Annotated in this window: 21 protein-coding genes and 2 pseudogenes; 8 read left to right on the top strand and 15 right to left on the bottom strand. The window is 66.0% G+C overall.

What is annotated here, in order from left to right; all coding sequences use genetic code 11:
* Window positions 1-195: 195 nt before the first annotated feature.
* Entirely contained in the window at window positions 196-471 is a 276-nt protein-coding gene (locus G3N97_RS24225) for a hypothetical protein (protein WP_176079592.1), read from the top strand.
* 101 nt (window positions 472-572) lie between these two features.
* Here G3N97_RS24225 and G3N97_RS24220 read toward each other — a convergent pair whose 3' ends face one another.
* Window positions 573-794, bottom strand: a complete 222-nt coding sequence (locus G3N97_RS24220; RefSeq protein WP_065061113.1) for a hypothetical protein — start codon at window positions 792-794, stop codon at window positions 573-575.
* A 315-nt stretch (window positions 795-1,109) separates the two neighbouring features.
* On the opposite strand from G3N97_RS24220, the gene G3N97_RS24215 reads away from it, so the two are divergent.
* The gene (locus G3N97_RS24215; RefSeq protein ID WP_205995474.1) at window positions 1,110-2,144 is read left to right on the top strand and encodes a DMT family transporter; all 1,035 of its coding nucleotides are present in this window, start codon (window positions 1,110-1,112) and stop codon (window positions 2,142-2,144) included.
* Window positions 2,111-2,224, top strand: a pseudogene (locus tag G3N97_RS40200) (lipid A hydroxylase LpxO); the annotation flags it as partial. The gene G3N97_RS24215 and the pseudogene G3N97_RS40200, both read left to right, overlap by 34 nt.
* 445 nt (window positions 2,225-2,669) lie before the next feature.
* Here G3N97_RS40200 and G3N97_RS24210 read toward each other — a convergent pair.
* Complete coding sequence (locus G3N97_RS24210; RefSeq protein ID WP_205995473.1) at window positions 2,670-3,212, bottom strand: CinA family protein; 543 nt, start codon at window positions 3,210-3,212, stop codon at window positions 2,670-2,672.
* A gap of 84 nt (window positions 3,213-3,296) precedes the next feature.
* Window positions 3,297-4,040: a Sir2 family NAD-dependent protein deacetylase gene (locus tag G3N97_RS24205; RefSeq protein WP_205995472.1), complete on the bottom strand. Its 744-nt coding sequence runs from the start codon at window positions 4,038-4,040 to the stop codon at window positions 3,297-3,299.
* 162 nt (window positions 4,041-4,202) lie between these two features.
* Here G3N97_RS24205 and G3N97_RS24200 point away from each other — a divergent pair, with 162 nt between their 5' ends.
* Complete coding sequence (locus G3N97_RS24200; RefSeq protein WP_205995471.1) at window positions 4,203-4,499, top strand: hypothetical protein; 297 nt, start codon at window positions 4,203-4,205, stop codon at window positions 4,497-4,499.
* A gap of 30 nt (window positions 4,500-4,529) precedes the next feature.
* On the opposite strand, the gene G3N97_RS24195 is transcribed toward G3N97_RS24200, so the two are convergent.
* The 7 genes and pseudogenes from G3N97_RS24195 to G3N97_RS24165 all read right to left on the bottom strand — a co-directional run bounded on the left by G3N97_RS24195 (window position 4,530) and on the right by G3N97_RS24165 (window position 12,988).
* A complete protein-coding gene (locus G3N97_RS24195; RefSeq protein ID WP_205995470.1) occupies window positions 4,530-5,159 on the bottom strand; it encodes a LemA family protein in 630 nt (209 codons plus the stop codon).
* A gap of 108 nt (window positions 5,160-5,267) precedes the next feature.
* Window positions 5,268-6,668, bottom strand: coding sequence for a TPM domain-containing protein (locus tag G3N97_RS24190; protein WP_205995469.1), 1,401 nt, complete (start codon window positions 6,666-6,668; stop codon window positions 5,268-5,270).
* Window positions 6,669-6,888: 220 nt separating this feature from the next.
* Window positions 6,889-8,718 carry a glutamine--fructose-6-phosphate transaminase (isomerizing) gene (glmS, locus tag G3N97_RS24185; protein ID WP_205995468.1) on the bottom strand — a complete coding sequence of 610 codons (1,830 nt, stop codon included), beginning with the start codon at window positions 8,716-8,718 and terminating at the stop codon, window positions 6,889-6,891.
* Window positions 8,719-8,794: 76 nt separating this feature from the next.
* Complete coding sequence (glmU, locus tag G3N97_RS24180; protein ID WP_205995467.1) at window positions 8,795-10,156, bottom strand: bifunctional UDP-N-acetylglucosamine diphosphorylase/glucosamine-1-phosphate N-acetyltransferase GlmU; 1,362 nt, start codon at window positions 10,154-10,156, stop codon at window positions 8,795-8,797.
* Window positions 10,157-10,412: 256 nt separating this feature from the next.
* A pseudogene (gene ttcA / locus G3N97_RS24175) lies at window positions 10,413-11,333 on the bottom strand (tRNA 2-thiocytidine(32) synthetase TtcA); the annotation flags it as partial.
* Between the two features lie 132 nt (window positions 11,334-11,465).
* The gene (locus G3N97_RS24170; RefSeq protein ID WP_205995465.1) at window positions 11,466-11,861 is read right to left on the bottom strand and encodes a dihydroneopterin aldolase; all 396 of its coding nucleotides are present in this window, start codon (window positions 11,859-11,861) and stop codon (window positions 11,466-11,468) included.
* Between the two features lie 263 nt (window positions 11,862-12,124).
* Window positions 12,125-12,988 (bottom strand): SDR family oxidoreductase, encoded by an 864-nt coding sequence (locus G3N97_RS24165; RefSeq protein WP_205995464.1) that lies wholly within the window; start codon window positions 12,986-12,988, stop codon window positions 12,125-12,127.
* A 13-nt stretch (window positions 12,989-13,001) separates the two neighbouring features.
* Between G3N97_RS24165 and G3N97_RS24160 the strand changes: the two genes are divergently transcribed.
* Both G3N97_RS24160 and G3N97_RS24155 read left to right on the top strand, forming a co-directional pair.
* Window positions 13,002-14,213, top strand: coding sequence for an SAM-dependent methyltransferase (locus G3N97_RS24160; RefSeq protein ID WP_205995463.1), 1,212 nt, complete (start codon window positions 13,002-13,004; stop codon window positions 14,211-14,213).
* A 34-nt stretch (window positions 14,214-14,247) separates the two neighbouring features.
* Window positions 14,248-14,442: a DUF2905 domain-containing protein gene (locus G3N97_RS24155; RefSeq protein WP_205995462.1), complete on the top strand. Its 195-nt coding sequence runs from the start codon at window positions 14,248-14,250 to the stop codon at window positions 14,440-14,442.
* A 65-nt stretch (window positions 14,443-14,507) separates the two neighbouring features.
* On the opposite strand, the gene G3N97_RS24150 is transcribed toward G3N97_RS24155, so the two are convergent.
* From G3N97_RS24150 to G3N97_RS24135, 4 genes are all read right to left on the bottom strand, one after another.
* Entirely contained in the window at window positions 14,508-15,779 is a 1,272-nt protein-coding gene (locus G3N97_RS24150; protein ID WP_205995461.1) for a multifunctional CCA addition/repair protein, read from the bottom strand.
* Window positions 15,776-16,432, bottom strand: coding sequence for a glutathione S-transferase family protein (locus G3N97_RS24145; protein WP_205995460.1), 657 nt, complete (start codon window positions 16,430-16,432; stop codon window positions 15,776-15,778). The genes G3N97_RS24150 and G3N97_RS24145 overlap by 4 nt, the downstream gene beginning before the upstream one ends.
* 87 nt (window positions 16,433-16,519) lie before the next feature.
* A complete protein-coding gene (locus tag G3N97_RS24140; RefSeq protein WP_205995459.1) occupies window positions 16,520-17,476 on the bottom strand; it encodes a complex I NDUFA9 subunit family protein in 957 nt (318 codons plus the stop codon).
* Window positions 17,477-17,579: 103 nt separating this feature from the next.
* On the bottom strand, window positions 17,580-19,553 hold the full coding sequence (locus tag G3N97_RS24135) for a lytic transglycosylase domain-containing protein (RefSeq protein WP_205995458.1): 1,974 nt from the start codon (window positions 19,551-19,553) through the stop codon (window positions 17,580-17,582).
* An 8-nt stretch (window positions 19,554-19,561) separates the two neighbouring features.
* Here G3N97_RS24135 and G3N97_RS24130 point away from each other — a divergent pair, with 8 nt between their 5' ends.
* Window positions 19,562-20,182, top strand: coding sequence for a 5-formyltetrahydrofolate cyclo-ligase (locus tag G3N97_RS24130; RefSeq protein ID WP_205995476.1), 621 nt, complete (start codon window positions 19,562-19,564; stop codon window positions 20,180-20,182).
* A gap of 55 nt (window positions 20,183-20,237) precedes the next feature.
* Here the strand turns inward: G3N97_RS24130 and G3N97_RS24125 are convergent, their stop codons facing one another.
* Window positions 20,238-20,750, bottom strand: coding sequence for a winged helix DNA-binding protein (locus tag G3N97_RS24125; RefSeq protein ID WP_205995457.1), 513 nt, complete (start codon window positions 20,748-20,750; stop codon window positions 20,238-20,240).
* A 203-nt stretch (window positions 20,751-20,953) separates the two neighbouring features.
* Between G3N97_RS24125 and G3N97_RS24120 the strand changes: the two genes are divergently transcribed.
* The coding region (locus tag G3N97_RS24120; RefSeq protein WP_205995475.1) for a carboxyltransferase domain-containing protein at window positions 20,954-21,345 on the top strand (392 nt) is incomplete at its 3' end.

Raw genomic sequence — 21,345 nt, 5'->3', positions numbered from 1 at the left:
CGCGCAACAGGCCTCGCCACCGGCCGCGCCACCGCCCTCGACCACGGACGCCGCCGCCACGCAAGCGCCGCTCACCGATGCCGACGGCGACATCGCCTCGCCTGGCTGAGTTGGCGCCCCGCCCGCTCGCCGCGATGGACGCGCGCCCGGGTTTGCGTACAATGCGCGCCACCGCCCAACTCCGGAGCCGCACACATGGCCATGAAGAAGTTCGACCTTGAGAAAAACAAGGCGCTGAAATTGATGCAAAGCACCCACAAGGCCAGTCCCGACCGCTTCGGCAAGGGCTCGTCCGACGCCCCGCTCGATCGCCGCGAGCAGCGCAAGCTCGATCAGGCTGCGGGCCTCGTGCCGTTCGCCTGCAAGCTGAACGCCGATCTCGTCGCGAAGCTCAAGACGCGCGCCGAAACGCATCCCGAAGGCATGACCGGTCTGCTGACCGAACTGCTGGAAGCCGGGCTCGCGAAGTAAGCGCCGCCGAGCGAAAAAAAGGGACAAAAAAAGCCAGAGCAATGCTCTGGCTTTTTTCTTTGCAGCAAGGACTGCGTCGCGCGGACGGGCCGCGCAGCCGCTTAGTTCTGCGTGCCCTTGTCGCTCGTGCCGGCAGCCGAAGCCGCTTCCTCGACCTTGGCGCGCTTGCCGTGGTGCTTGAGCTTCTTGTGCTGCTTCTTGGCCTTGGCCGGTGCGCTGGCTGCCGGAGCGGCCGCGGCGGGCGCCGAAGCTTCCTGGGCGATTGCCTGAACCGAAATCAGTGCGACGGATGCTGCGATAAGCGAGGCGAGAATCTTTTTCATCTGATGTTCCCCAAACCTGACAAATATGACCGGCACGTTGTAAATGGGTACGGCATGAAGGCGATTCGCTCCGCTGGCCGATCTGGGCGGGCGTTTCGCGCGAAGCAGTATTACGCAGCGTAGGCGGTTTGTCATCCGCAAACGGGGCGGTGTATTTTCGGGGAGACAACTGGCTTTCAATTCGGATACGATCGGGATTTCGCACGTCCGTTTCATTGTGCTTTCCCGGGTTTTCCTGGCCGCGCCTGCCTGCGCGCGTGCTGTCGCCTGGGCTTGCCTCGCCGTGCCTCGCATCGCCCGAACCGAGATTTCCGCTTGAACTCCGCCTCCCGCCAACACCTGCGCGCCAATCTGCTGATGCTGGCCGCCGCCATGATCTGGGGTTCCGCCTTCGTCGCCCAGCGACTGAGCCTCGACGCCATCGGTCCGTTTCTTTTCACCGGCATCCGCTTTTTGCTCGGTGCGCTGGTCGTTTCGGCGTTCGTGTTCGCGCTGCGGCGCGGGCGGCGTTCGGGCAGCGATCACAACGATCAGCGCGGCGATGCCAGCGCCGCGGCATGCATCGCGCGTCGCCCGCTCTTCGACGCCGCCTTGCTACGCGACGGCGCGATCCTCGGCCTCGTGCTCGCCGTCGCGATCTCCCTGCAGCAGATCGGCCTGCGCTACACGAAGATCGCCAACGCGGGTTTCATCAGCTCGCTTTACGTCGTGATCGTGCCGATGCTCGGCGTCCTGCTGCGCCATCACACCGGTCCGGGCACGTGGATCGGCGCGGCGCTCGCCGCGTTCGGGCTTTATCTGCTCAGCATCAACGAGCATTTCTCGATCATGTATGGCGACTGGTACCAGCTCGGCTGCGCGCTCGTGATCAGCATTCAGGTGATGCTGGTGAGTCACTACGCGCCGCGTCACGATCCGCTCGCGCTCTCGATCGCCCAGTTCGTGGCGTGCGGCCTCGTGTGCCTGGCGATCGGTCTCGCCGTCGAACCGCTGCGCCTCGCCGATCTTCTGCGCGCCGCGCCCGCGATTCTCTATGGCGGCGCGCTGTCCGTGGGCGTGGGCTACACGATCCAGGTGGTCGCGCAACGCGACGCCACACCCGCGCACGCGGCCGTGATCTTCAGCATGGAAGGCGTGTTCGCCGCGCTCGCGGGCTGGGCCGCGCTCGGAGAGACGCTCACCACGCGCGCGCTCATGGGCTGCGCGCTGATGCTCGCCGGTCTGCTCGCGTGCCAGTTATTACCTGCTTCGCGTAAAAACACGCTATCGGCTCCGGTAATGAAAGAGGCGAATACAGAAACCGATAATCCCGCGCATACGCCGGAAACCCGCCACGCGGAATCGGTCTGATCACGCCGAACGACGACCGTTGCGCGATCGTCGTCGACGGTTTGCCTTATTCCTGGCGCAACGACCAGGATGTGGTGTTCGGCGGCCTCGCGCTGGCGATTTTCTGGCACTGAACCCACGCGTTCGAACACATGGCGCTGCCTGCGGGCGGCGCTTTTTTTATCCACGCGATTTACGTTCGGCTTCACGTTGCTATCCACAGCGCGTTCACACTGACGCGAAGTTATCCACGCCAGGCTCTGGACAAACTGGGGACGACCTGGCGAATCGTCTGTGGATCGATTCTTGATAACTTCGCTTGAGCGATCCAGGGCGGAAAAGTTATCCGCGCGGTTCGGCAGACATCCCTCGATTGTCCGCATAGCTGTCCGTCTTGCATCGGATTGAACGCAAAAAGAAATACCGCGTTATCCACAGGAAATGCCAGGGCTTGTTAACTGTTACTACGTATACATATATTTATTGATATCCCTAAGAGGATAAAGCGCCGCCAGGGCGCGAATCGCGCGACGCACGCTTGCCGCGTCAACGCGCAAAGTTCAACGAATCGACAAAACGCGGGAGCCCGAGCAACGCGCGTCGCGCAATCGAGCGCTTGACCTCCGCACCGCGTCCCGCGAACAACACCGTCTCGCTCGCGCTCGACACGCCATCGCGATGCCTGCATGCCCACGCCAAACCGTGCGCCGCCGCGCGACCGTCCTGATCCGCGCTGAGCCATCCCACGCTCGCGAACGCGACGTTCGCCGCGCTGTCTGTGCCTTCTGCGCTTTCCGCACCGCCCGCACGCGTACCAAGCAACGCTTCGGCCAACGCACGCGCGAGCGCCGCGTTCTGCGCCGCATCGCCCGGTTGCGTGTCTGCCAGGCTTGCCGAGACCATTGCGATGCCCGGCAGCCGCGCCAGCGCAGCACGCGTGTGCGCGACGAGCGTGACGTCGAGACACGACTCGGCGCCGGGCTGATCCGCGAGCATCGTCGCGATATGGCCGGACGTGCAGGTTTCGAGACTCGCGAGCACGAGTCCGCGCGACTTGAGATAGCCAACGATCTGCTTCGATATGTTCATGATTCGATTCCGCAATAAAAAAGGCGTGCGGCCAGAAAGCCCGCACGCCCGATGGCGTATGACACGTGACGCAAGGCGCGTGCGTCAGCCGCCGTTCATCATCCGCGCGATGGTGTCGTCGAGATTGCGCAGGCCCACGGTCGCCGGTGCGCTTTCGACGACGCCGAAAAACTCCGTGCGCCGCGGCGAAGGATCGACGAGAAAATTGCGCGCGTGCTGACCGTAGCGCGTAGGCGGCAGCAGACGCTCGGGCGGAATCACCTCGAACGCGGTGCCGATGGCGATGAACAGATCGTCGTCGTTCATCGACTGCTGGATGCGCCACAGCGTTTCGTACTCGGGCGCGGCTTCGTTGAAGAACACCACGCCGGGCTTCACGCCTTCGACCTCGCCGCACGACGGGCACGCCGCGCCCGCATCGAGGCTCGCGCCTCGCGCCGGGAAGCGATAGTCGCAGTCGGTGCAGAGCAGCGAGATCATGTCGCCATGCAGATGCGTGACGTGGCGCGCGCCGGCCTGCTCGAGCAGCCCGTCGATGTTCTGCGTGACGAGATGAACGCGCTCGGTGCCCCACGTCTGTTGCCACTGCGCGAGCAGCTTATGCGCTTCGTTGGGACGCGCGTCCGCGCATTCGGCGATGCGCTGGTTGTAGAAGCGGAACACCGCCGCGCGATTGCGCCGCCACGTGAGGTAGTTGCAGACTTCGTCGATGCTGTGGCGCGTCCAGATGCCGTCGCCGGTTCGGAAGGTGGAGATGCCGCTTTCCGCCGACAGTCCCGCGCCGGAAAACACGAACAGACGCGGCAGGGATGATTGCAATTCGGGCACGTACGCCTCCTGGATTCGATGGCCGCCATTATGGCGCACGCTTTACAGACGGTTACAGCAAAGACCGCCGCGTTTCACCCTTGAATGATTTCATTTTCTAGTATCGCGCCATCACTGACGCATTGCGCGTCTGATTCCTACTAGACGATGGACGAAACCAACATGAAGCGCGCTCTGATTCTGACCGCACTGGGCCTGAGCCTCGCCGCCGCATCGGGCGCGGCGTCGGCGCATACCGATTTCAACGTGATGCTGGGCGTGCCCGTCGCGCCGGTCTATGTCGCGCCGCCGCCTCCGCCGCCGGTGGTCTACCAGGAAGCGCCGGTTGCGTACGCGGCGCCCGCGTACGGCTACGGTTATCGCGACGACGGTTGGGATCACGACGACGATCGTCGCTGGCACGATCACGGCCGTCATCGCGGTTTGTACGAGCATCACCGCGACGACGACGACGATTGATACGCGCTTATAGACGCCTTTTAACGCGCCTTATTGCGCGGCGCTTTGTGATGCCGCCTGGACCGCGCCGGGAGACGAGAAATCGAGTTTCGGCGCGCTGGAAATCGCAGCCTCGTTCGCCACGCCGAAGTTCGGCCGCGGTTGATAACCGAGCGTGCGCGCCACGATCACGCCAGGAAACTGGCGAATCTGCACGTTGTACTGCTGCACGGCGTGGATATAACGGCCGCGCGCCACGGTGATGCGGTTCTCCGTGCCTTCCAGCTGCACCTGCAGATCCTGAAACAACTTGTCCGCCTTGAGCTGCGGATAGTTCTCCGACACCACCATCAAGCGGCTCAGCGCATTGGTCAGGTCGCCCTGACGCGCATCGAACGCCGCGAGCGCATTCGGATCCTTCGCCATTTCCGGCGTCATCTGCACGCTGCCGACGCTCGCGCGCGCCTGCGCGACCTGCGTCAGCACAGCCTGTTCGTGCGCGGCGTAGCCCTTCACGGCGGCGGCGAGGTTCGGCACCAGATCGGCGCGGCGCTGATACTGGTTCAGCACTTCCGACCAGGCCGCGTTGACATCTTCGTCCGACGACTGGATCGCGTTATAGCCGCAGCCCGCGAGCGGTGCGAGGATCAGACAAGCCAGCAGAATGCGCAGCCACTTCATGAGTTCGATTCCTGTCGAAAGCCCGTTGCGGGCGAGTTGAGAAAAATTCGCTTGTGCGTGTTGGTGCGTGTTGGTGCGTGTTGATGCGTGTGTTTGCGCAGGCGCGCTTCACCAGTTGCCCGATGCGCCGCCGCCGCCGCTCGAACCGCCGCCACCGCCCCAGCCGGAATCGTCGTCCGAGGAGCGGGAGCTTCTGCTGAACCACGAGCCCGACGATGACGACGACGAGTTCGACGACATGTCGATGCCCATGATCTTCGCGACGATCCAGCCGATCACGACGAATCCCGCCAGCACGACGAACGCCGCGATGCCGAGCGCGTCGGCGAATCCGACACCGGTGGCGCACACGAAGGCCGTCACCAGCGCGTAGATGCCGCCGCCGATCGCCGTCCATTTGCGCACGCCTGCCCAGCTGTACAGTGCCATACCGAGCGCGCACGGCAGGAAGCCGACGAATGCGCCGCCAATCAGCACCGTGTCGAGATCGTCCGGGCCGGGCGGCAGCCAGACGATCAGCAGCAGTATCGTGGCGACCACTCCGGTGACGAGCGGCCAGACTGGGAAGCCGAGGTCGAACTCGCGCCGCCGTCGGCGTGGCGGCCTGCCGTTGCCTGTCTTGTTGACTATGTTGTTAGTTGCGTTTTTATCGGATTGATCGTTTCCCGCGTGTTCGGCGTTCGCTGCATCGGTTTCGGCTTTCGCCCGCGCTCGCCGGTTCGTGTCGATGCGACTGCCGATCACGCCCAGCAGCAGGTTCACGAAAGCCAGTCCGAGCCAGAGAAGCGGCCCGTCATAGCGGGTAGGCGGAGCGAGCATGGGCGGCGTGCGCATCAATGCGGCGGAGGCGGAATCGGCGGTACTCGCGTCCGGACTCGCGGCGCTTTCATCCGCCGTCGCATCAGGCGTGGACGCGCCTGTCTGTTCGGGGTCCGTCAAGCGTTGCGTCAGCGAATCGACGGCCGCGCTGATGCCCGCTTCGAAGTTGTTCTCGCGGAACGCCGGCACGATGCGTTCGCGAATGATGCGCCCCGCGATCACGTCGGGGATCGTGCCTTCGAGCCCGTAGCCCACCTCGATGCGCACGTGATGATCGTGCAGCGCGGCCACGAGCAGGATGCCGTTGTCGGTCTTCTTCTGGCCGAGCTTCCATTGCTCGAAGATCTGCGTCGCGTACTGTTCGATGCTCACGTCGCCGGTGCTGGGCACGAGAAGCACGGCGAGCTGGTCGCCGGTCTGCTGTTCGAGCGCGGCGAGGCGGCGCGTCAGATCGGCTTTGCAGACGTCTGAGAGCGCGCCAGTGAGGTCGGTGACGCGTCCCTTGGGGTGCGGGATCGAATCGGCGCTGAGGACCGTAGCGGCGAGCGGCGCCGTGTCGGCTTGCGTGCAGGCGTCAGAGTTTGCGTCGCTGTTGCCAACCCCGCTGCCCGCTCCATTGGCGCCATCGTTGACGCCCGCATGCGCCGCCACGCAGATCAGCAGCGCCGCCAGCCATCCCAGTCGAATCATTCCGCTTTGTCCTCGTCATCGCACGCTTCCCTATCTGTCAGAGGAAAGCGATTTGGCGCCAGTCTGCACCAAACCGCGCGCGCTGCAAACGATCTATGCCGATTGCATCAACGAGGCCTTTTCGCGCTGCACGAAGCGAAAAACCAATAAAAAAGCGCCGGATTTTCATCCGGCGCTTCTCAGGCAGCAGAGCGCGGCCGCAGCCGCTCCCGCTCCCGCGTTACTCCACCGTCACCGACTTCGCGAGATTGCGCGGCTTGTCCACGTCGGTGCCGCGCGCGCAGGCCGTGTGATACGCGAGCAATTGCAGCGGCACCACGTGCAGGATCGGCGAAAGCAGGCCGTAGTGCTCCGGCATGCGGATCACGTGGATGCCCTCTTCGCTCGTGATGTGCGTGTCGGCGTCGGCGAACACGTAAAGCTGGCCGCCGCGCGCGCGCACTTCCTGCATGTTCGACTTGAGCTTTTCCAGCAGCGCGTCGTTCGGCGCGACCGTGACCACCGGCATCGCTTCCGTCACGAGCGCGAGCGGGCCGTGCTTGAGCTCGCCCGCCGGATACGCTTCCGCGTGGATGTACGAGATTTCCTTGAGCTTGAGCGCGCCTTCGAGCGCGATCGGGTAATGCAGCCCGCGGCCGAGGAACAGCGCGTTTTCCTTGCGCGCGAACTCCTCCGACCACGCGATGATCTGCGGCTCCAGCGCGAGCACGCCGTTGAGCGCGGCGGGCAGATGGCGCAGCAGCTTCAGATACGCGGCTTCCTGCTCCGCGCTTACGTGGCCGCGCAGCTTGCCGAGCGTGACCGCGAGGATGAACAGGCCGACCAGCTGCGTGGTGAACGCCTTGGTCGACGCCACGCCGATCTCGCGGCCCGCGTGCGTGAGGAACTTGAGTTCGGTGAGGCGCACCATCGCGCTCGTCGCCACGTTGCAGACGGCGAGCGTGTGCTCCATGCCGAGCGACTGTGCGTGCTTGAGCGCCGCGAGCGTGTCGGCGGTTTCGCCCGACTGCGAAATGGTGACGACCAGCGCGCGCGGATTCGGCACCGACTCGCGGTAGCGGTACTCGCTGGCGATTTCGACGTCGGTGCGGATCTTCGCGACCGATTCGAGCCAGTACTTCGCCGTGAGGCCCGCGTAGTAGCTCGTGCCGCACGCGAGAATCAGGATGCTGTCGATGCCCTTGAACACCTCGGCCGCGTTCTCGCCGAAAAGCTCGGCGTCGAAGGCGTCGGCGGCCGGGATCGTGTCGGAAATCGCGCGCGGCTGCTCGAAGATTTCCTTCTGCATGTAATGGCGATACGGCCCGAGTTCGACCTCGCCGCCATAGCCGCCGTAAGCCTGCACGTCGCGCGTTTCGCGCGTCACGATGTTGCCCTGACGATCGGCGATACGCACGCCTTCGAGCGTGATTTCGCAGACATCGCCTTCTTCGAGGTAGCTCACGCGCTCGGCGCTGCCCGCGATCGCGAGTGCGTCGGAAGCGATGAAGTTTTCGCCCTTGTTGCCATAGCCGACCACGAGCGGCGAACCCGCGCGCGCGCCCACGACCGTATGCGGCTGATCCTTGTGCACGACGCCGATCGCATACGCGCCCGCGAGTTGCTGCACGGCTTCGCGCACGGCGGCGAACAGATCGCCTTGATACAGGCTGTGAATCAGGTGCGCGATGACTTCGGTATCGGTCTGCGAGACGAACTCGTAGCCCTTGGCCTTGAGCATCTCGCGCAGCGCTTCGTAGTTCTCGATGATGCCGTTGTGCACGATCGCCAGCGCGTTGCGCGAGAAGATCGGATGCGCGTTGTTGACGGTCGGCGCGCCGTGCGTGGCCCAGCGCGTGTGCGCGATGCCGGTGACGCCTTCGAAGTGCGCCTCGCGCACCTGTTCGTCGAGCTCGGCCACGCGCGCGACGCTGCGCACGCGCTGCGGGCCTTCGGCCGTCACGATGGCGACGCCGCACGAGTCGTAGCCGCGATATTCGAGCCGCCGCAGTCCTTCGATGAGAACGGGGACGATGTTACGTTGCGCTACTGCGCCGACGATGCCGCACATGGAATTCGATCCTTTGCAATGAGAGGCGGGGCGCTGCGCGCGCGTTCGCGGCGCGGCGCCCGAAGTGTCCTGCCGTTCAGCTTTTTTTCTTCACCGGACGAACGTAGCCGGTTTTCGCGATCTGGGTTTTCTCGTTGAGCGCCAGCGTGTCCGCCGGCACGTCCTTCCAGACCGTGGTGCCCGCCGCGATGGTCACGCCGCGGCCCACGCGCACGGGCGCGACGAGCTGCGTATCCGAACCCACGAAGACGTGATCTTCGATCACGGTGCGATGCTTGTTCGCGCCGTCGTAGTTGCAGGTGATGGTGCCCGCGCCGATGTTCACGCCCGCGCCCACGTCGGCGTCGCCCACGTAGCTCAGGTGATTCGCCTTCGAGCCGAGCCCGATGTTCGCGTTCTTCACTTCGACGAAGTTGCCCACGTGCACTTCGTCGGCGAGCTTCGCGCCCGGACGCAGACGCGCGTAAGGACCGAGCACGGCCTTCGCGCCCACGCTGGCGCTTTCGATGTGCGTGTAGGCGTCCACGCGCGTGCCCGCGCCGATTTCGGCGTCGCGGATCACGCAGTTCGGACCGATGTGCACGTTGTCGCCGATGGTGACCGTGCCTTCGAACACGCAGTTCACGTCGATGAACACGTCGCGGCCGCACGAGATCGAGCCGCGCAGATCGAAGCGCGCCGGGTCGGCGAGCGTGACGCCGCCCGCGAGCAGCGTGTCGGCGGCATTGCGCTGATAGACGCGTTCGAGCACGGCCAGTTGCTGCTTGCTGTTCACGCCGAGCGTTTCCCATTCGGCGTCGGGCTGCGCGGTCACGACCGCGTGACCCGCGGCGATCGCCGATTCCACCACGTCGGTCAGGTAATACTCGCCTTGGGCGTTGTCGTTCTTGAGCGCGTCGAGCCAGCCCGCGAGCGGCGCCGTGGGCGTGACGACGATGCCCGTGTTGATCTCGTCGATCAGACGTTCGTCGTCGTCGGCATCTTTCTGTTCGACGATGCGCACGACTTCGCCGGTCGCGCCGCGCACGATGCGGCCATAGCCGGTCGGGTCGTCGAGCGTCACGGTGAGAATGCCGTAAGCGTGCTCGCCCGCGGCTTCGGTCAGGCGTTTGAGCGTGGACGCGCGCGTGAGCGGCACGTCGCCGTAGAGCACGAGCGTCGGCACCGAGGGATCGAGCAGCGGCAGCGCCTGCGCGAGCGCGTGGCCGGTGCCGAGCTGCTGTTCCTGCAGCGCGAACTGCACATCGGGGGCGCCGACGGCGGCGCGCACGGCGTCGCCGCCATGGCCGATCACCACGACGAGTCGCGTGGGCGACAGCGTGCGGGCGGTATCGATGACGTGCGAGAGAAGCGGCTTGCCAGCCAGCGGATGCAGTACTTTGGGCAGCGCGGAGTGCATGCGTTTGCCCATGCCTGCCGCGAGGATCACGATGTTCATTGCATCGGTGACTTGAGAGGGAAAGAAGCGATCGATTCTAGCATGGGGGGTATCCCCAAGACGCCTTGCGGGCAGGCGTTTGCCGCTGATTCGCCGTGTTTCGCACACAGTTTTACAAGCGTGTTGCGCGCAGGCCGCATGGCATGAAAAAACGGCCCGCGTGAGATCACGTCGGGCCGTCCGGGGTCGGATGCGGATTGCGCCAGGCGCCGGTGCTGCGTTGTGCTGCGTTATGTCGCTTTGCGCCGCGCTTCGCTCAGAGATCGTCGAACGGCGTGAACTTGAGCGTCGCGCCGTCGGTCGACGCGGGCGTGTCGGTCGAGCACGGTTCTTCGTCGAAGGCGATGTCGCCGTCCGGGTCTTCGACGCCCGTCGCGCGCAGATCCTTGAAGCCGAACAGCGAGGCGTCCATCAGATGCGAGGGCACGACGTTGCCGAGCGCGTTGAACATGTTCTCGATGCGGCCCGGGAAACGCTTGTCCCAGTCGCGGATCAGCGCCTTCATTTCCGCGCGCTTGAGGTTCGGCTGGCTGCCGCACAGATTGCACGGAATGATCGGGAATTCGCGCAGTTCCGCGTACTTTTCCAGATCGACTTCCTTCACGTAGGCGAGCGGGCGGATCACGATGTTCTTGCCGTCGTCCGACTGCAGCTTGGGCGGCATGCCCTTGAGCTTGCCGCCGTAGAACATGTTCAGCAGCAGCGTTTGCAGGATGTCGTCGCGATGGTGGCCGAGCGCGATCTTGGTCGCGCCCAGCTCGCCCGCCACGCGGTACAGAATGCCGCGGCGCAGACGCGAGCACAGCGAACACGTGGTCTTGCCCTCGGGCACGAGGCGCTTGACGATGCTGTAGGTGTCCTGGTTCTCGATGTGATACGGCACGCCGATCTTGTCGAGATACGCGGGCAGGATGTGCTCCGGAAAGCCCGGCTGCTTCTGGTCGAGATTCACGGCGACGATCTCGAAGTCGATCGGCGCGCGCTCGCGCAGGCGCATCAGCACGTCGAGCATGGCGTAGCTGTCCTTGCCGCCGGACAGGCAGACCATCACCTTGTCGCCCTGCTCGATCATGTTGTAGTCGCCGATCGCCTGGCCGACCTGACGCACGATGCGCTTGTAGAGCTTGTTGTTCTCGTAGGCTTCCTTCTGCTCGCGGCGCGTGAGCGCGGGGCGGCCGCCTTCCTCGCCGTGATCGGCACCATCGGCACCGTCGGCGTTATCGGCTTGTTCCGGGCTTGCGATGTTCTCGGCGGCGAGCGTGGCTTCGGCGGCCTCGGCCGTGGCCAGCGTATCGGGGGCGTTCATGAATCAGTCCTCTTTGATGCGAAAGACTTCGACGCCCACCGCGTCGCAGTCCGGATAGACGTCGGGCTTTTCGGTCGAGACGCGCACGGCGCGCACCTGCTCGTGCGCGAGCAGCGCGGAGGCGAGGTCGTCGACGAGCGTTTCCTGCAGATGGATATGCCCCTGGCCGATGCGGGCCGCGACCGTCGCGCGCATGTAGTCGTAATCGACGACTTCGCGCAGCTTGTCTTCGCGCGGCGTGGTCGACGCGAGCGGCACGTACAGATCGACGTTGATCACGACGCGCTGTTCGCCGCGTTTTTCGAAGTCATGCACGCCGATGTTGATGTTGACTTCGTAGTTGCGCAGAAAAAGCCGGCGGCAGTCGGCGAGCCGGGGATGCAGGAGTACGGCGGACATGTTCGTTCCAGTCGATAAAAGCGTGCGGTTCAGGCACCTGCGCAGGCGCGCTGCGCCATGCGGGTCATTCAGGGTCGCGCGGTCGTTCTGCCAGACTGCCGGGGCGCTCGGGCGAGCGGCGCGACAAGTTGGAAAGGACCGCGATAAAACGTTTCGGGCGCGGGGCCATGTCTTGCAGTTAGTTGCAATTCAAGGCCGGGCATTGATGCTGCGCACGCGACCGGTTTTTCGCGAACGCCGGCGGGCACCTGGGACTTCAGCCCTCAAGCGCCCGTCAAAAACATCACGTCGCGCGGCAGCGGCACGAGATGCTGGCCGCCGTCGACGACGAGCGTCGTGCCGGTCACGCCGCGCGCCTGCGCGAGATACAGCGCGGCGTCGATCAGATCTTCGGGCCGCGACGCCCGGCCCAGCGGCGTCACCTTGTGCGCGGCCTCGAAGCCTTCCGGCGACTGATCGCCGGACTGCAGCGTGAGGCCGGGCGCGAGACCCGCCACGCGCACCTTCGGCGCGAGCGCCTGGGCCAGCGCGACGGTGGCGTTCGCGAGCGCCGCCTTCGTCAGCGTATACGACAGATAATCCGGATTCATGTTGTACAGCTTCTGGTCGAGCACGTTGATGACGCACGCGCGCTGCGCTTCGTCGTCGATCGCCGTGTCGGGCGTGGCTTCCCAGAGCGTGCGCGCCAGCACGAGCGGCGCGCCCACGTTGATCGCCATGAGCTGCAGCAGCTTCTCGTAGCCAACGTCGCGCGCCGTGTCCTCGCTGAAACGCGACGCGTTGTTCAGCACGCAGGACGGCCTGCCGAGCGCCGCCGTGCAATCGGGCACGAGTCGCGCCACCTGCGCCTCGCTCGCCAGATCGGCGTGCAACGCGATCGCGCGACGGCCGAGCGCGCGGATTTCCGCGACGACTTCGTCGGCTTCCTCGCGCGAGTCGCCGTAATGCACCGCCACGTCCCAGCCGTGCGCCGCGAAACCCAGCGAGAGCGCCCGGCCGATGCGCCGCGCGCCGCCCGTCACCAGCACCACGCGCGCGGGCGCAGCGGGTTTGGCGGGGTCGGAAGCGAAATGATCCGCCTGCGCTGCGTCGCGTTCAGGCGCGCCGATGCCGGAAGTTGCGCTCATTTACAATGCCGGGATGAATCCGAAAGCTCACGAACCCGCTAGTTTACCTGTTCCCGAGCCGATCGCGCTCGCGCAGTCCGAGGCGCTCGCCGCGACCTTGCGCGCCGAACTCGCCGCGGCGGGCGGCTGGCTGCCGTTCGACCGCTACATGGAGCGCGCGCTCTACGCGCCGGGCCTCGGCTATTACAGCGGCGGCGCGCGCAAATTCGGCCTGTTCGCCGACGACGGCAGCGACTTCGTAACCGCGCCCGAGATGTCGCCGCTGTTCTCGGCCACGCTCGCGCGCGCCGTCGCCGAAGCGCTGGAAAAGAGCGGCACGCGCAAGCTGATGGAATTCGGCGCGGGCACGGGCCGGCTCGCGGCGGGCGTGATGCTCGCGCTCGAAGCGCTGAACGTGAGCTTCGATTCCTGGGATATCGTCGATCTGTCGGGCGAATTGCGCGAGCGACAGCGCGAAACCATCGCGAAGCTCGCGCCGCATCTGGCCGACCGCGTGCGCTGGCTCGACGCGCTGCCCGAGACGTTCGAAGGCATCGTGATCGGCAATGAAGTGCTCGACGCCATGCCCGTGCGCCTCTTCGCCCGCAAGGACGCCGTGTGGCACGAGCGCGGCGTGGCCGTGAACGACGCGGGCGCCTTCGTGTTCTCCGACCGCCCCGCTCACAGCGGCGAAGCGAACTGGGCGGAAAGCGAGCCGGGCAGCGTGCTCGCGCAGATCGAGGGCAGCGAGGATTACGTCGCGGAAACGCACGAAGCGGCGCTCGCTTTCACGCGCACGGTCTGCACGATGCTCACGCGCGGCGCGGCGTTTTTCATCGATTATGGCTTTCCGGCCGGCGAGTACTACCACCCGCAGCGCGTGCAAGGCACGCTGATGTGCCACTATCGGCACCGCGCGCACGGCGATCCGTTCCTCTACCCCGGCTTGCAGGACATCACGGCGCACGTCGAATTCAGCGGCATCGCGCAGGCGGGCGTGGAAACCGGCGCCGATCTGCTCGGCTACACCTCGCAGGCGCGCTTCCTGATGAACGCGGGCATCACCGAGGTGCTCGGCGAAATCGATCCGGGCGACGTCGTGCGTTTCATGCCCGCGGCGAACGCGGTGCAAAAGCTCGTCTCCGAAGCGGAGATGGGCGAGCTGTTCAAGGTGATCGCGTTCTCGCGCGGCATCGACTCGACCCTCGCCGCGTTCGCGCGCGGCGACCGCAGCCACACGCTCTGATCACGCTCACTTCCCTCTCTTTCACGGCCCCGACATGATCCGCTGGTTTCTGACCACCTTCATCGCCGTCGCGATTCTGTCGGGCGCGCAGCCCTGGTTGCGCAAGCTCGGCATCGGCCGTCTGCCCGGCGACGTCACGCTGCGCATGTTCAGCCGCGAGTATCCGCTGCCGTTCATGTCGACGCTGGTGCTGTCGATGGCCTTGTCGTTTCTCGTGCGCGCGCTGTGAGGCGATGAAATAAAAAACGGCGCACACGTGCGCCGTTTTTCGTTACCGCGAGTGTCGATCAGGACTCAAGCCGCCGCGAGCGCGTTCTCGACCGCATCGACGCGCGCGCGATGCACGGCGTCCTTGATCTTCTCCGCCACCGACGTGCCGCTCTTGCCGTTCGCCTGACCCGCCGCCGTCACTTCGTCGGCGATCTTGCCCGCATCCACGCCGCGCGCCGCCACCAGCGCCACGCGCAGGCGCTCGGCCTGCGGATACGGCGCGTTCTCCCAGTTCAGACGCCCACGCAGATCGGACTCGCAGGCCTGCAGCGCCTCGGCGAAACGCGCGGGCTTGCGCAGCGCGTCGCTGCGCTCGAACAACCGCACGAGCGCCGCCGCGCCCATGTCCATCACGCGATGCACGTTGCCGTGCTCGCGCGCGACCAGCACCGCGAGATCGCGGCAATCGTTGGGCACGCGCAGACGGTCGCACAGCGGCTTGAGCAGATCGACGCTGCGTCCCTCATGGCCGATGTGACGCGGCAGCACGTCCTCGGGCGTGGTCGCCTTGCCGAGATCGTGCGTGAGCGCCGCGAAACGCACCGGCAGCGCATAGCCCTGCGCGGCCGCGTGGTCGATCACCATCATCACGTGCACGCCGGTGTCGACTTCGGGGTGATAGTCGGCGCGCTGCGGCACGCCCCAGAGCGCATCCACTTCCGGCAGCACGCGGGCGAGCGCGCCGCATTCGCGCAGCACCTCGAACATGCGCGACGGCTTCGCTTCCATCAGCCCGCGCGAGACTTCCTGCCAGACGCGTTCGGGCACGAGCGCGTCGGCCTCGCCCGAACTCACCATCGCGCGCATCAGCGCCAGGGTTTCGGGCGCGACGGTGAAATCGGCGAAACGCGCGGCGAAGCGCGCCACGCGCAGGATGCGCACGGGATCTTCGAGGAACGCATCGCTGACATGACGGAACACGCGCGCGCGCAAATCGTTCGCGCCGCCGTACGGATCGACGATCGGACCGGTCAGCACGCCGCCCGGCTGCACCTCGCGCGCCATCGCGTTGATGGTGAGGTCGCGCCGCGCGAGATCCTCTTCGAGCGTGACGTCGGGCGCGTAGAAGAACTGGAAGCCGTGATAGCCCGCCGCCGTCTTGCGCTCGGTGCGCGCGAGCGCGTACTCCTCCTGGGTCTGCGGATGCAGAAACACCGGAAAGTCCTTGCCGACCGGACGATAACCCTGCGCGGCCATCTGCTCCGGCGTCGCGCCGACCACGACGTAATCGCGGTCGCGCACCGGCAGACCGAGCATCTCATCGCGGATCGCGCCGCCTACGACATAAATCTTCATGCTGCGGAATCGCCGAGTTCGTCGTGGCCGATGCGATGCGTCTCGCGGCGCGCGGCGTCGATCCACGCGGCCACGGCGGGCAGCGCCGTGACGCGTTGCGCGTAGGCGGCGGCCTGCGCGGACAGCGTCGGCTGATAGCTGTTGAAGCGCATCACCACGGGCGCGAACATCGCGTCGGCGATGCTGAATTCGCCGAACAGGAACGGGCCGCCGCTCGCGTCGAGACAGGCGCACCAGAGCGCGTCGATGCGCGCAATGTCGGCGAGCGCACCGGGCGTCGCGCCCGCGCCCGGCTTGATCGTGCGGATCGCCATCGGCATGTGCGTGCGCAGCTCGCCGAAGCCCGAATGCATTTCGGCGCTCACGCTGCGCGCCTGCGCGCGCACGTTCGCGTCGCGCGGCCACATCGCGTGTTGCGGAAAACGCTCGGCGAGCGTTTCGGCGATCGCGAGCGAATCCCACACCGCCATGGCTTCGTCGGTGACGAGACACGGCACCTTGCCCGACGACGAGAACGCGAGAATCGCGTTCTTCGTGCCCGGCTGATCGAGTTCGATCAGCACCTCTTCGAACGGCAGGCCGAAATGCGTCATCAGCACCCAGGGGCGCATCGACCACGACGAGTAGTTCTTGTCTCCGATAACGAGCTTCATGATGACCATCGTAAAAATGTAGAGGGACGCCGCGCCGGCCAGCCTGCTTGTTGCCCGACGGCCTTGCGCTGCGTCCGGCTCGCCGGTCTATCGTCCCGCGCTGGCGCGGAAGATGTTCAGGCGCGAGCGCAGCGAGGCGTCGGCGAGATAAAGCGGCGCGATCGTTTCGATGCTCGCGGGCTCCACGCCCAGTTCGGGCGCGAGCGGGCCGCTCAGCACGCTGTCGACTTTCATCGAATCGAGATTGTCGCGCGTGAGTACCGGCACGCCCGGCGCGAGTTCGAACGAGAACGCCTGCAGTCGCGCGAAGGCGTCGGGCAGACGCACGATGCGTGCGTGACGGCCGACCGCCTCGCCGCAATACTGCACGAGCTGTTCGAGCGTGTAGACGGTCGGGCCGCCGAGTTCGTAAGTGTGCCCGCTCGCGGCGTCGAGATCGAGCACATTCACGATCGCCTTCGACACATCGCCCACATAGACGGGTTGAAACTTCGCATCCGGCATGCCCAGCGGGATCACCGGAAAGAGTTTCTGCAGCACCGCGAAACGGTTGAGAAAGCTGTCTTCGGGACCGAACACGACGGACGGACGGAAGATCGTGGTGGCCAGCGACGTGGACGCGCGCACGGCCTTCTCGCCGTCGCCCTTCGAGCGCAGATACATGCTCGGGCCGCGCGAATCGGCGCCCAGCGCGCTCAGGTGGATGAGCCGATGCACGCCCTTGCCTTCGCAGGCCGCGACGATTTTGGTCGGCAGATCGACATGGAGTTTCGCGAAGCCCGCGCCGTAGGGCGTGCCATGGCCGCCGTTGAGCGTGCCGACGAGATTGATGACGGCGTCCGCGCCTTCGAGAAAACTCGCGAGCGCGACAGGATCGGTCACGTCGGTTTCGAATACGTCGATGGGCAGCAGCGTGAGATGGCGGGCGTTGGCGCGGCGCCGGGCGGCCACGCGTACGGTTTTGCCGGCCTCGACGAGCGCGTTGACGAGGTGGCTGCCGATGAATCCCGAACCGCCGATGACCGCGATGGCTTGATGTCTCATCTTCGACCTCCTCGTGCAGACGGCGGCGAGGCGGGAGAGGTCCGCGGATGACGGCTGGCGAGGCGGCGCGGCCCGCTTGCGAGCGGAACGCGCCGCGTGGCGCTTACGGCGAAATGTAGCCGAGACGCGCCTTCAGCGATTGCGGACGGCCCTCGAACAGCGCCGCGTAGTAGACCGTGTTGGACAACACGTTTTTCACGTAATCGCGGGTTTCCTGGAACGGAATGGTCTCCGCGAAGATGGCGCCTTCGACGCCGCCCTGCAAGGTGGAACGCCACTGACGCGGGCGTCCCGGTCCCGCGTTGTAGCCCGCGGTGGCGAGCACGGCGGAACCGTCGAACTGATTGTAAATCATCGACAAATAGTTCGTTCCGAGCAGGATATTGGTGTCGAGGTCGTTGAGCTGATCGCGCGACAGCGGGCCGATGCCGATCTTCTTCGCGACCATCTGCGCCGTGGCCGGCATGATCTGCATCAGACCGCTCGCGCCCACGCCCGACTTCGCGTTGAGAATGAAGCGCGATTCCTGACGGATCAGACCGTAGGCCCATTCGACGTCGAGCCCGTTGGTCTGCGCGTCGCGCTCCACCACGTCGCGGAACGGCGCGAGATAGCGCAGCGAGAAGTCGTGCTCGCTTTGCGTGCGGTCGGCCGTGTTCACCGTGCGGTCGAGCAATTGAATGCGTTTCGCGTATTCGGCGGCGGCGAGCAGTTGACGGTCGCTCATGCCGCGCAGCGGCCAGTTCCATTCGCGATTGCCTTCGAGACGCAGGTTCAGCGCGTAGAAACGCTGCGCGAGCGCGAAGCCCGGCGTCTGACCGGCTTGCGCGATGTCGGCCTCGCTGACCGTGGTCTTGGGCGGAATCGTGATCTTCTGGCCGAGTTCTTCGGTGGCGAGCTGGCCGTAGAAGTTAAAGCCCTGCGAGATCGAGGCGAATTCCTGGCTCGCCTGGCCGGTGTCGCCCGCCTGCTTGAGCGCGCGTGCGTGCCAGTAGACCCACGACGGCTGCGCGCGCAGCGCGGCCGGCATCTGCTCGATCGACCAGCGCACCATGGTCCAGTCGCCGCCGAGCAGCGCGGCGCGCGTGCGCCATTCGTAAGCCGGGCTCGACAGCGGCGCATTGGCCGACAGGCGATACCAGTCGAGCGCGCCCGGCATGCGCTTGAGCGCCGCCTGATAGCCGATCGTGCCCCAGCCGATCGCCCGCTCGGGCGAAGTGAGCGAGGGCGCGACGGCCGCGTACGTGGCCGCGGTCATGGCCGGATCGTTGCGCGCCATCACCGTGACGGCGAGCAGCGCGAGCTGATGCGATTGCGGGTCGGCGCCGACACCGCGCGCGAGCATGAGCGGCGGCGTGCTGACAGCCTGACTGAACGCCGTGGGATCGGGACGCTGCGCGAGTGCGTCGAGCAGCTTCGAGCCGGTGGTGGTCTGGTTCTGCTCGTAAGCGAGACGGATCTGCTGCCAGACGTCGTCGCTCGAGAACTGGCCTTTGATGGCGAGCGCCGTAATGAGGTCGACGCAACCGTCGCCGTAATAGCGCGGTTCGGTGAGCAGCGCGCGTGCGTCGTCGGCGACGTTATCGCCGCGTGCCGCGCGCGACTCCAGCGCGTAGCACTTCACCTGCGTGTCGTCGTTGAGCACGAAGCGCGGGTACTGCTTGTCGAAATTCGCCCAGTCGTGACGCGCGCCCAGCACGAGCAGATAGTCGTTGCGCATGCGGTCGCCGATCGCCTCGCCGTCGTGACGCTGCAGGAAGGACAGCACGGGCGCGTCGGGCGCGTCCACACGTGCGTGACCCTGCGAGTCGAACAACTGCGGCTTGAGCTGGAAGTATTCGAGATAAGACGGCGCCGGATAGTCGGGAATCATCGCCGCGAGTTGCGCGGCGCGCGCCGGATCGTTGTTGCGCGCGGCTTCGCGAAGCTGGATGAAAGTCTGGTCGTCGGGCGTGGGAGTCGCCCCCACGGGCAGGGCGACGGGCCGCACGGCGTCGGCCGTGCTGCACGCGACGAGTGCAGCGGCGGTCAGTGCGAGACCGACCACGCGATATACTCGAACAAGGCGTTTGGACATCGTTATTTCTGGAGCGCGAGGTGAACCCAAGCATAGCACGCAACCCCCTTGCGGAATCCAAAAAGGACTGGCGTATCAAGCTGCGCGAGGCACGCCTGGCGGCGTCTTCGGACGTTGCTGTAAGCGCCGCTCTGACGGTTCATCTCGATGCGCTGATCGCGCGTCTCGCTCCGCTTTCAATCGGCTTTTATTGGCCGCTGCCTGGCGAGTTCGACGCGCGTGCGTGGATCGCCGACTGGCTCGCCGCCGACACCTCGCGACGCGCCGCGCTGCCCGCGATTCCCGAGCGTCATACGCCGCTGCATTTCTACGCGTGGACGCCGGGTGCGCCGATGCGCGAAGGCCATCACGGCATCCTCGAACCGGCGCAGCCGCTCGCCGTGGTGCCCGATCTGCTGCTCGTGCCGTGCGTGGGCTTCGACCGCGCGGGCTACCGGCTCGGCTACGGCGGCGGCTATTACGACCGCACGCTCGCCGCGTGGCCCGGCGCGCAGCCGCCGTACACCGTGGGCATGGCTTACGAAGCGTGCCGTATCGACGACGGCGTGCTCGAACCGGAAGCGCACGATCTGCCGCTCGACGCCATCGTCACCGAGACGGGGGCGCATCTCGCGCAGCGCGTGGCGTAAGGAACACTCAGGAACACGCAACTTCGTCTCAAACCGTCGCCGCGTTTCGATCACCTCACAACGAAGCCGCCGCGCGCGCAGCCGTGTCGTAGAGTCCGGACGCGTTGCGCATCAGTTGCGCGGCATCGCCGATCTGCGTGTTGGACAAGCCGCTCTCCTTGAGCGTGGCGATCAGGCAGCTTTCGCGCACGTCGCGATATCGCAGACACAACTCGCGCCCCGCGGGCGTCACCGCGAAAAACGCTTCCTTGCCGTGCTTCTCGCTCGTCACATAGCCGCGCGCGACGAGCTTCTTCAGCGCGTAGGTGGCGACGTGCGTATCCTCGATATTGAGCACGAAACAGATATCGGCGAGCTTCTTGCGCCGGTCGCGATGACCGACGTGATGCAGCAGCGACACCTCGATCGGCGTCATGTCCTTGGCCCCGGCCGCCGACATGCAGCGCACCATCCAGCGATTGAACGCATTGCTGGCCATGATGAGCGCGTACTCGAGTTCGGAGAGTTCGGCGCTCGTCTCGGAAACGAGATGTTCGGACGATACGATCCTGGTCGGCTGGCGCGGCATGACGAGAGTCCCGGCGTGACAGTGGTGGCGCCAGTGTAGAGGCGGCCTGCTTGCGGCGCGCCTGGCACAAACGCTTGTTGAGAATTTGTCGATAATTTGTCGAGAATGTACGCTGATAGAAACGGGCTTGCCTGCAATCCGCTTGCGACCTGTTTGCGGTCTGTTCGCGGCCCGTTTGCCCTCCATTTCCGGACACCATGCGCATACCCGTTCCACGCATCTACTTTCTCGGCGACGAGGCGCTCGTCTGCGAAGCGCCGCCGCCCGCCACGCTGGAAGTCCAGCGCCGCATCTGGGCCGTGGCCGCGCAGGCGCGCGGCTGGGCCGCCGTGCGCGAGGTCGTGCCCGGCATGAACAATCTGACGATTGCCTTCGATGCGCTCGACGCCGATGCCGCCGCGCTGGCCGCCGCGCTCGAAGCCGCATGGCACGCCGGTGAAAGCAACGACGACGCGCCGCCCGAAGGCCGCGACATCGAGATTCCGGTGAGCTACGGCGGCGCGGCGGGCCCGGATCTCGCCGACGTCGCGCGCCATACGGGCCTCGCGCCGGATGAAGTGGTGCGGCGTCACACGGCCGGCGTCTACACGGGGTA

The organism is Paraburkholderia sp. Ac-20347, assembly GCF_017104805.1.
GTDB lineage: Bacteria > Pseudomonadota > Gammaproteobacteria > Burkholderiales > Burkholderiaceae > Paraburkholderia > Paraburkholderia tropica.
Note: the sequence above shows the minus strand (reverse complement) of the source record. Positions and strands in the feature narration are given on the sequence as shown.

Coding starts and splice junctions, on each gene's coding strand:
- G3N97_RS24210 (WP_205995473.1), bottom strand. CDS start 3,212: ATGAACATATCGAAGCAGATCGTTGGCTATCTCAAGTCGCGCGGACTC.
- G3N97_RS24145 (WP_205995460.1), bottom strand. CDS start 16,432: ATGAAGCTCGTTATCGGAGACAAGAACTACTCGTCGTGGTCGATGCGC.
- G3N97_RS24170 (WP_205995465.1), bottom strand. CDS start 11,861: ATGTCCGCCGTACTCCTGCATCCCCGGCTCGCCGACTGCCGCCGGCTT.
- G3N97_RS24190 (WP_205995469.1), bottom strand. CDS start 6,668: ATGATTCGACTGGGATGGCTGGCGGCGCTGCTGATCTGCGTGGCGGCG.
- G3N97_RS24160 (WP_205995463.1), top strand. CDS start 13,002: ATGAATCCGAAAGCTCACGAACCCGCTAGTTTACCTGTTCCCGAGCCG.
- glmU (WP_205995467.1), bottom strand. CDS start 10,156: ATGAACATCGTGATCCTCGCGGCAGGCATGGGCAAACGCATGCACTCC.
- G3N97_RS24225 (WP_176079592.1), top strand. CDS start 196: ATGGCCATGAAGAAGTTCGACCTTGAGAAAAACAAGGCGCTGAAATTG.
- G3N97_RS24220 (WP_065061113.1), bottom strand. CDS start 794: ATGAAAAAGATTCTCGCCTCGCTTATCGCAGCATCCGTCGCACTGATT.
- G3N97_RS24165 (WP_205995464.1), bottom strand. CDS start 12,988: ATGAGCGCAACTTCCGGCATCGGCGCGCCTGAACGCGACGCAGCGCAG.
- G3N97_RS24135 (WP_205995458.1), bottom strand. CDS start 19,553: ATGTCCAAACGCCTTGTTCGAGTATATCGCGTGGTCGGTCTCGCACTG.
- G3N97_RS24155 (WP_205995462.1), top strand. CDS start 14,248: ATGATCCGCTGGTTTCTGACCACCTTCATCGCCGTCGCGATTCTGTCG.
- G3N97_RS24200 (WP_205995471.1), top strand. CDS start 4,203: ATGAAGCGCGCTCTGATTCTGACCGCACTGGGCCTGAGCCTCGCCGCC.
- G3N97_RS24140 (WP_205995459.1), bottom strand. CDS start 17,476: ATGAGACATCAAGCCATCGCGGTCATCGGCGGTTCGGGATTCATCGGC.
- G3N97_RS24195 (WP_205995470.1), bottom strand. CDS start 5,159: ATGAAGTGGCTGCGCATTCTGCTGGCTTGTCTGATCCTCGCACCGCTC.
- G3N97_RS24150 (WP_205995461.1), bottom strand. CDS start 15,779: ATGAAGATTTATGTCGTAGGCGGCGCGATCCGCGATGAGATGCTCGGT.
- G3N97_RS24125 (WP_205995457.1), bottom strand. CDS start 20,750: ATGCCGCGCCAGCCGACCAGGATCGTATCGTCCGAACATCTCGTTTCC.
- glmS (WP_205995468.1), bottom strand. CDS start 8,718: ATGTGCGGCATCGTCGGCGCAGTAGCGCAACGTAACATCGTCCCCGTT.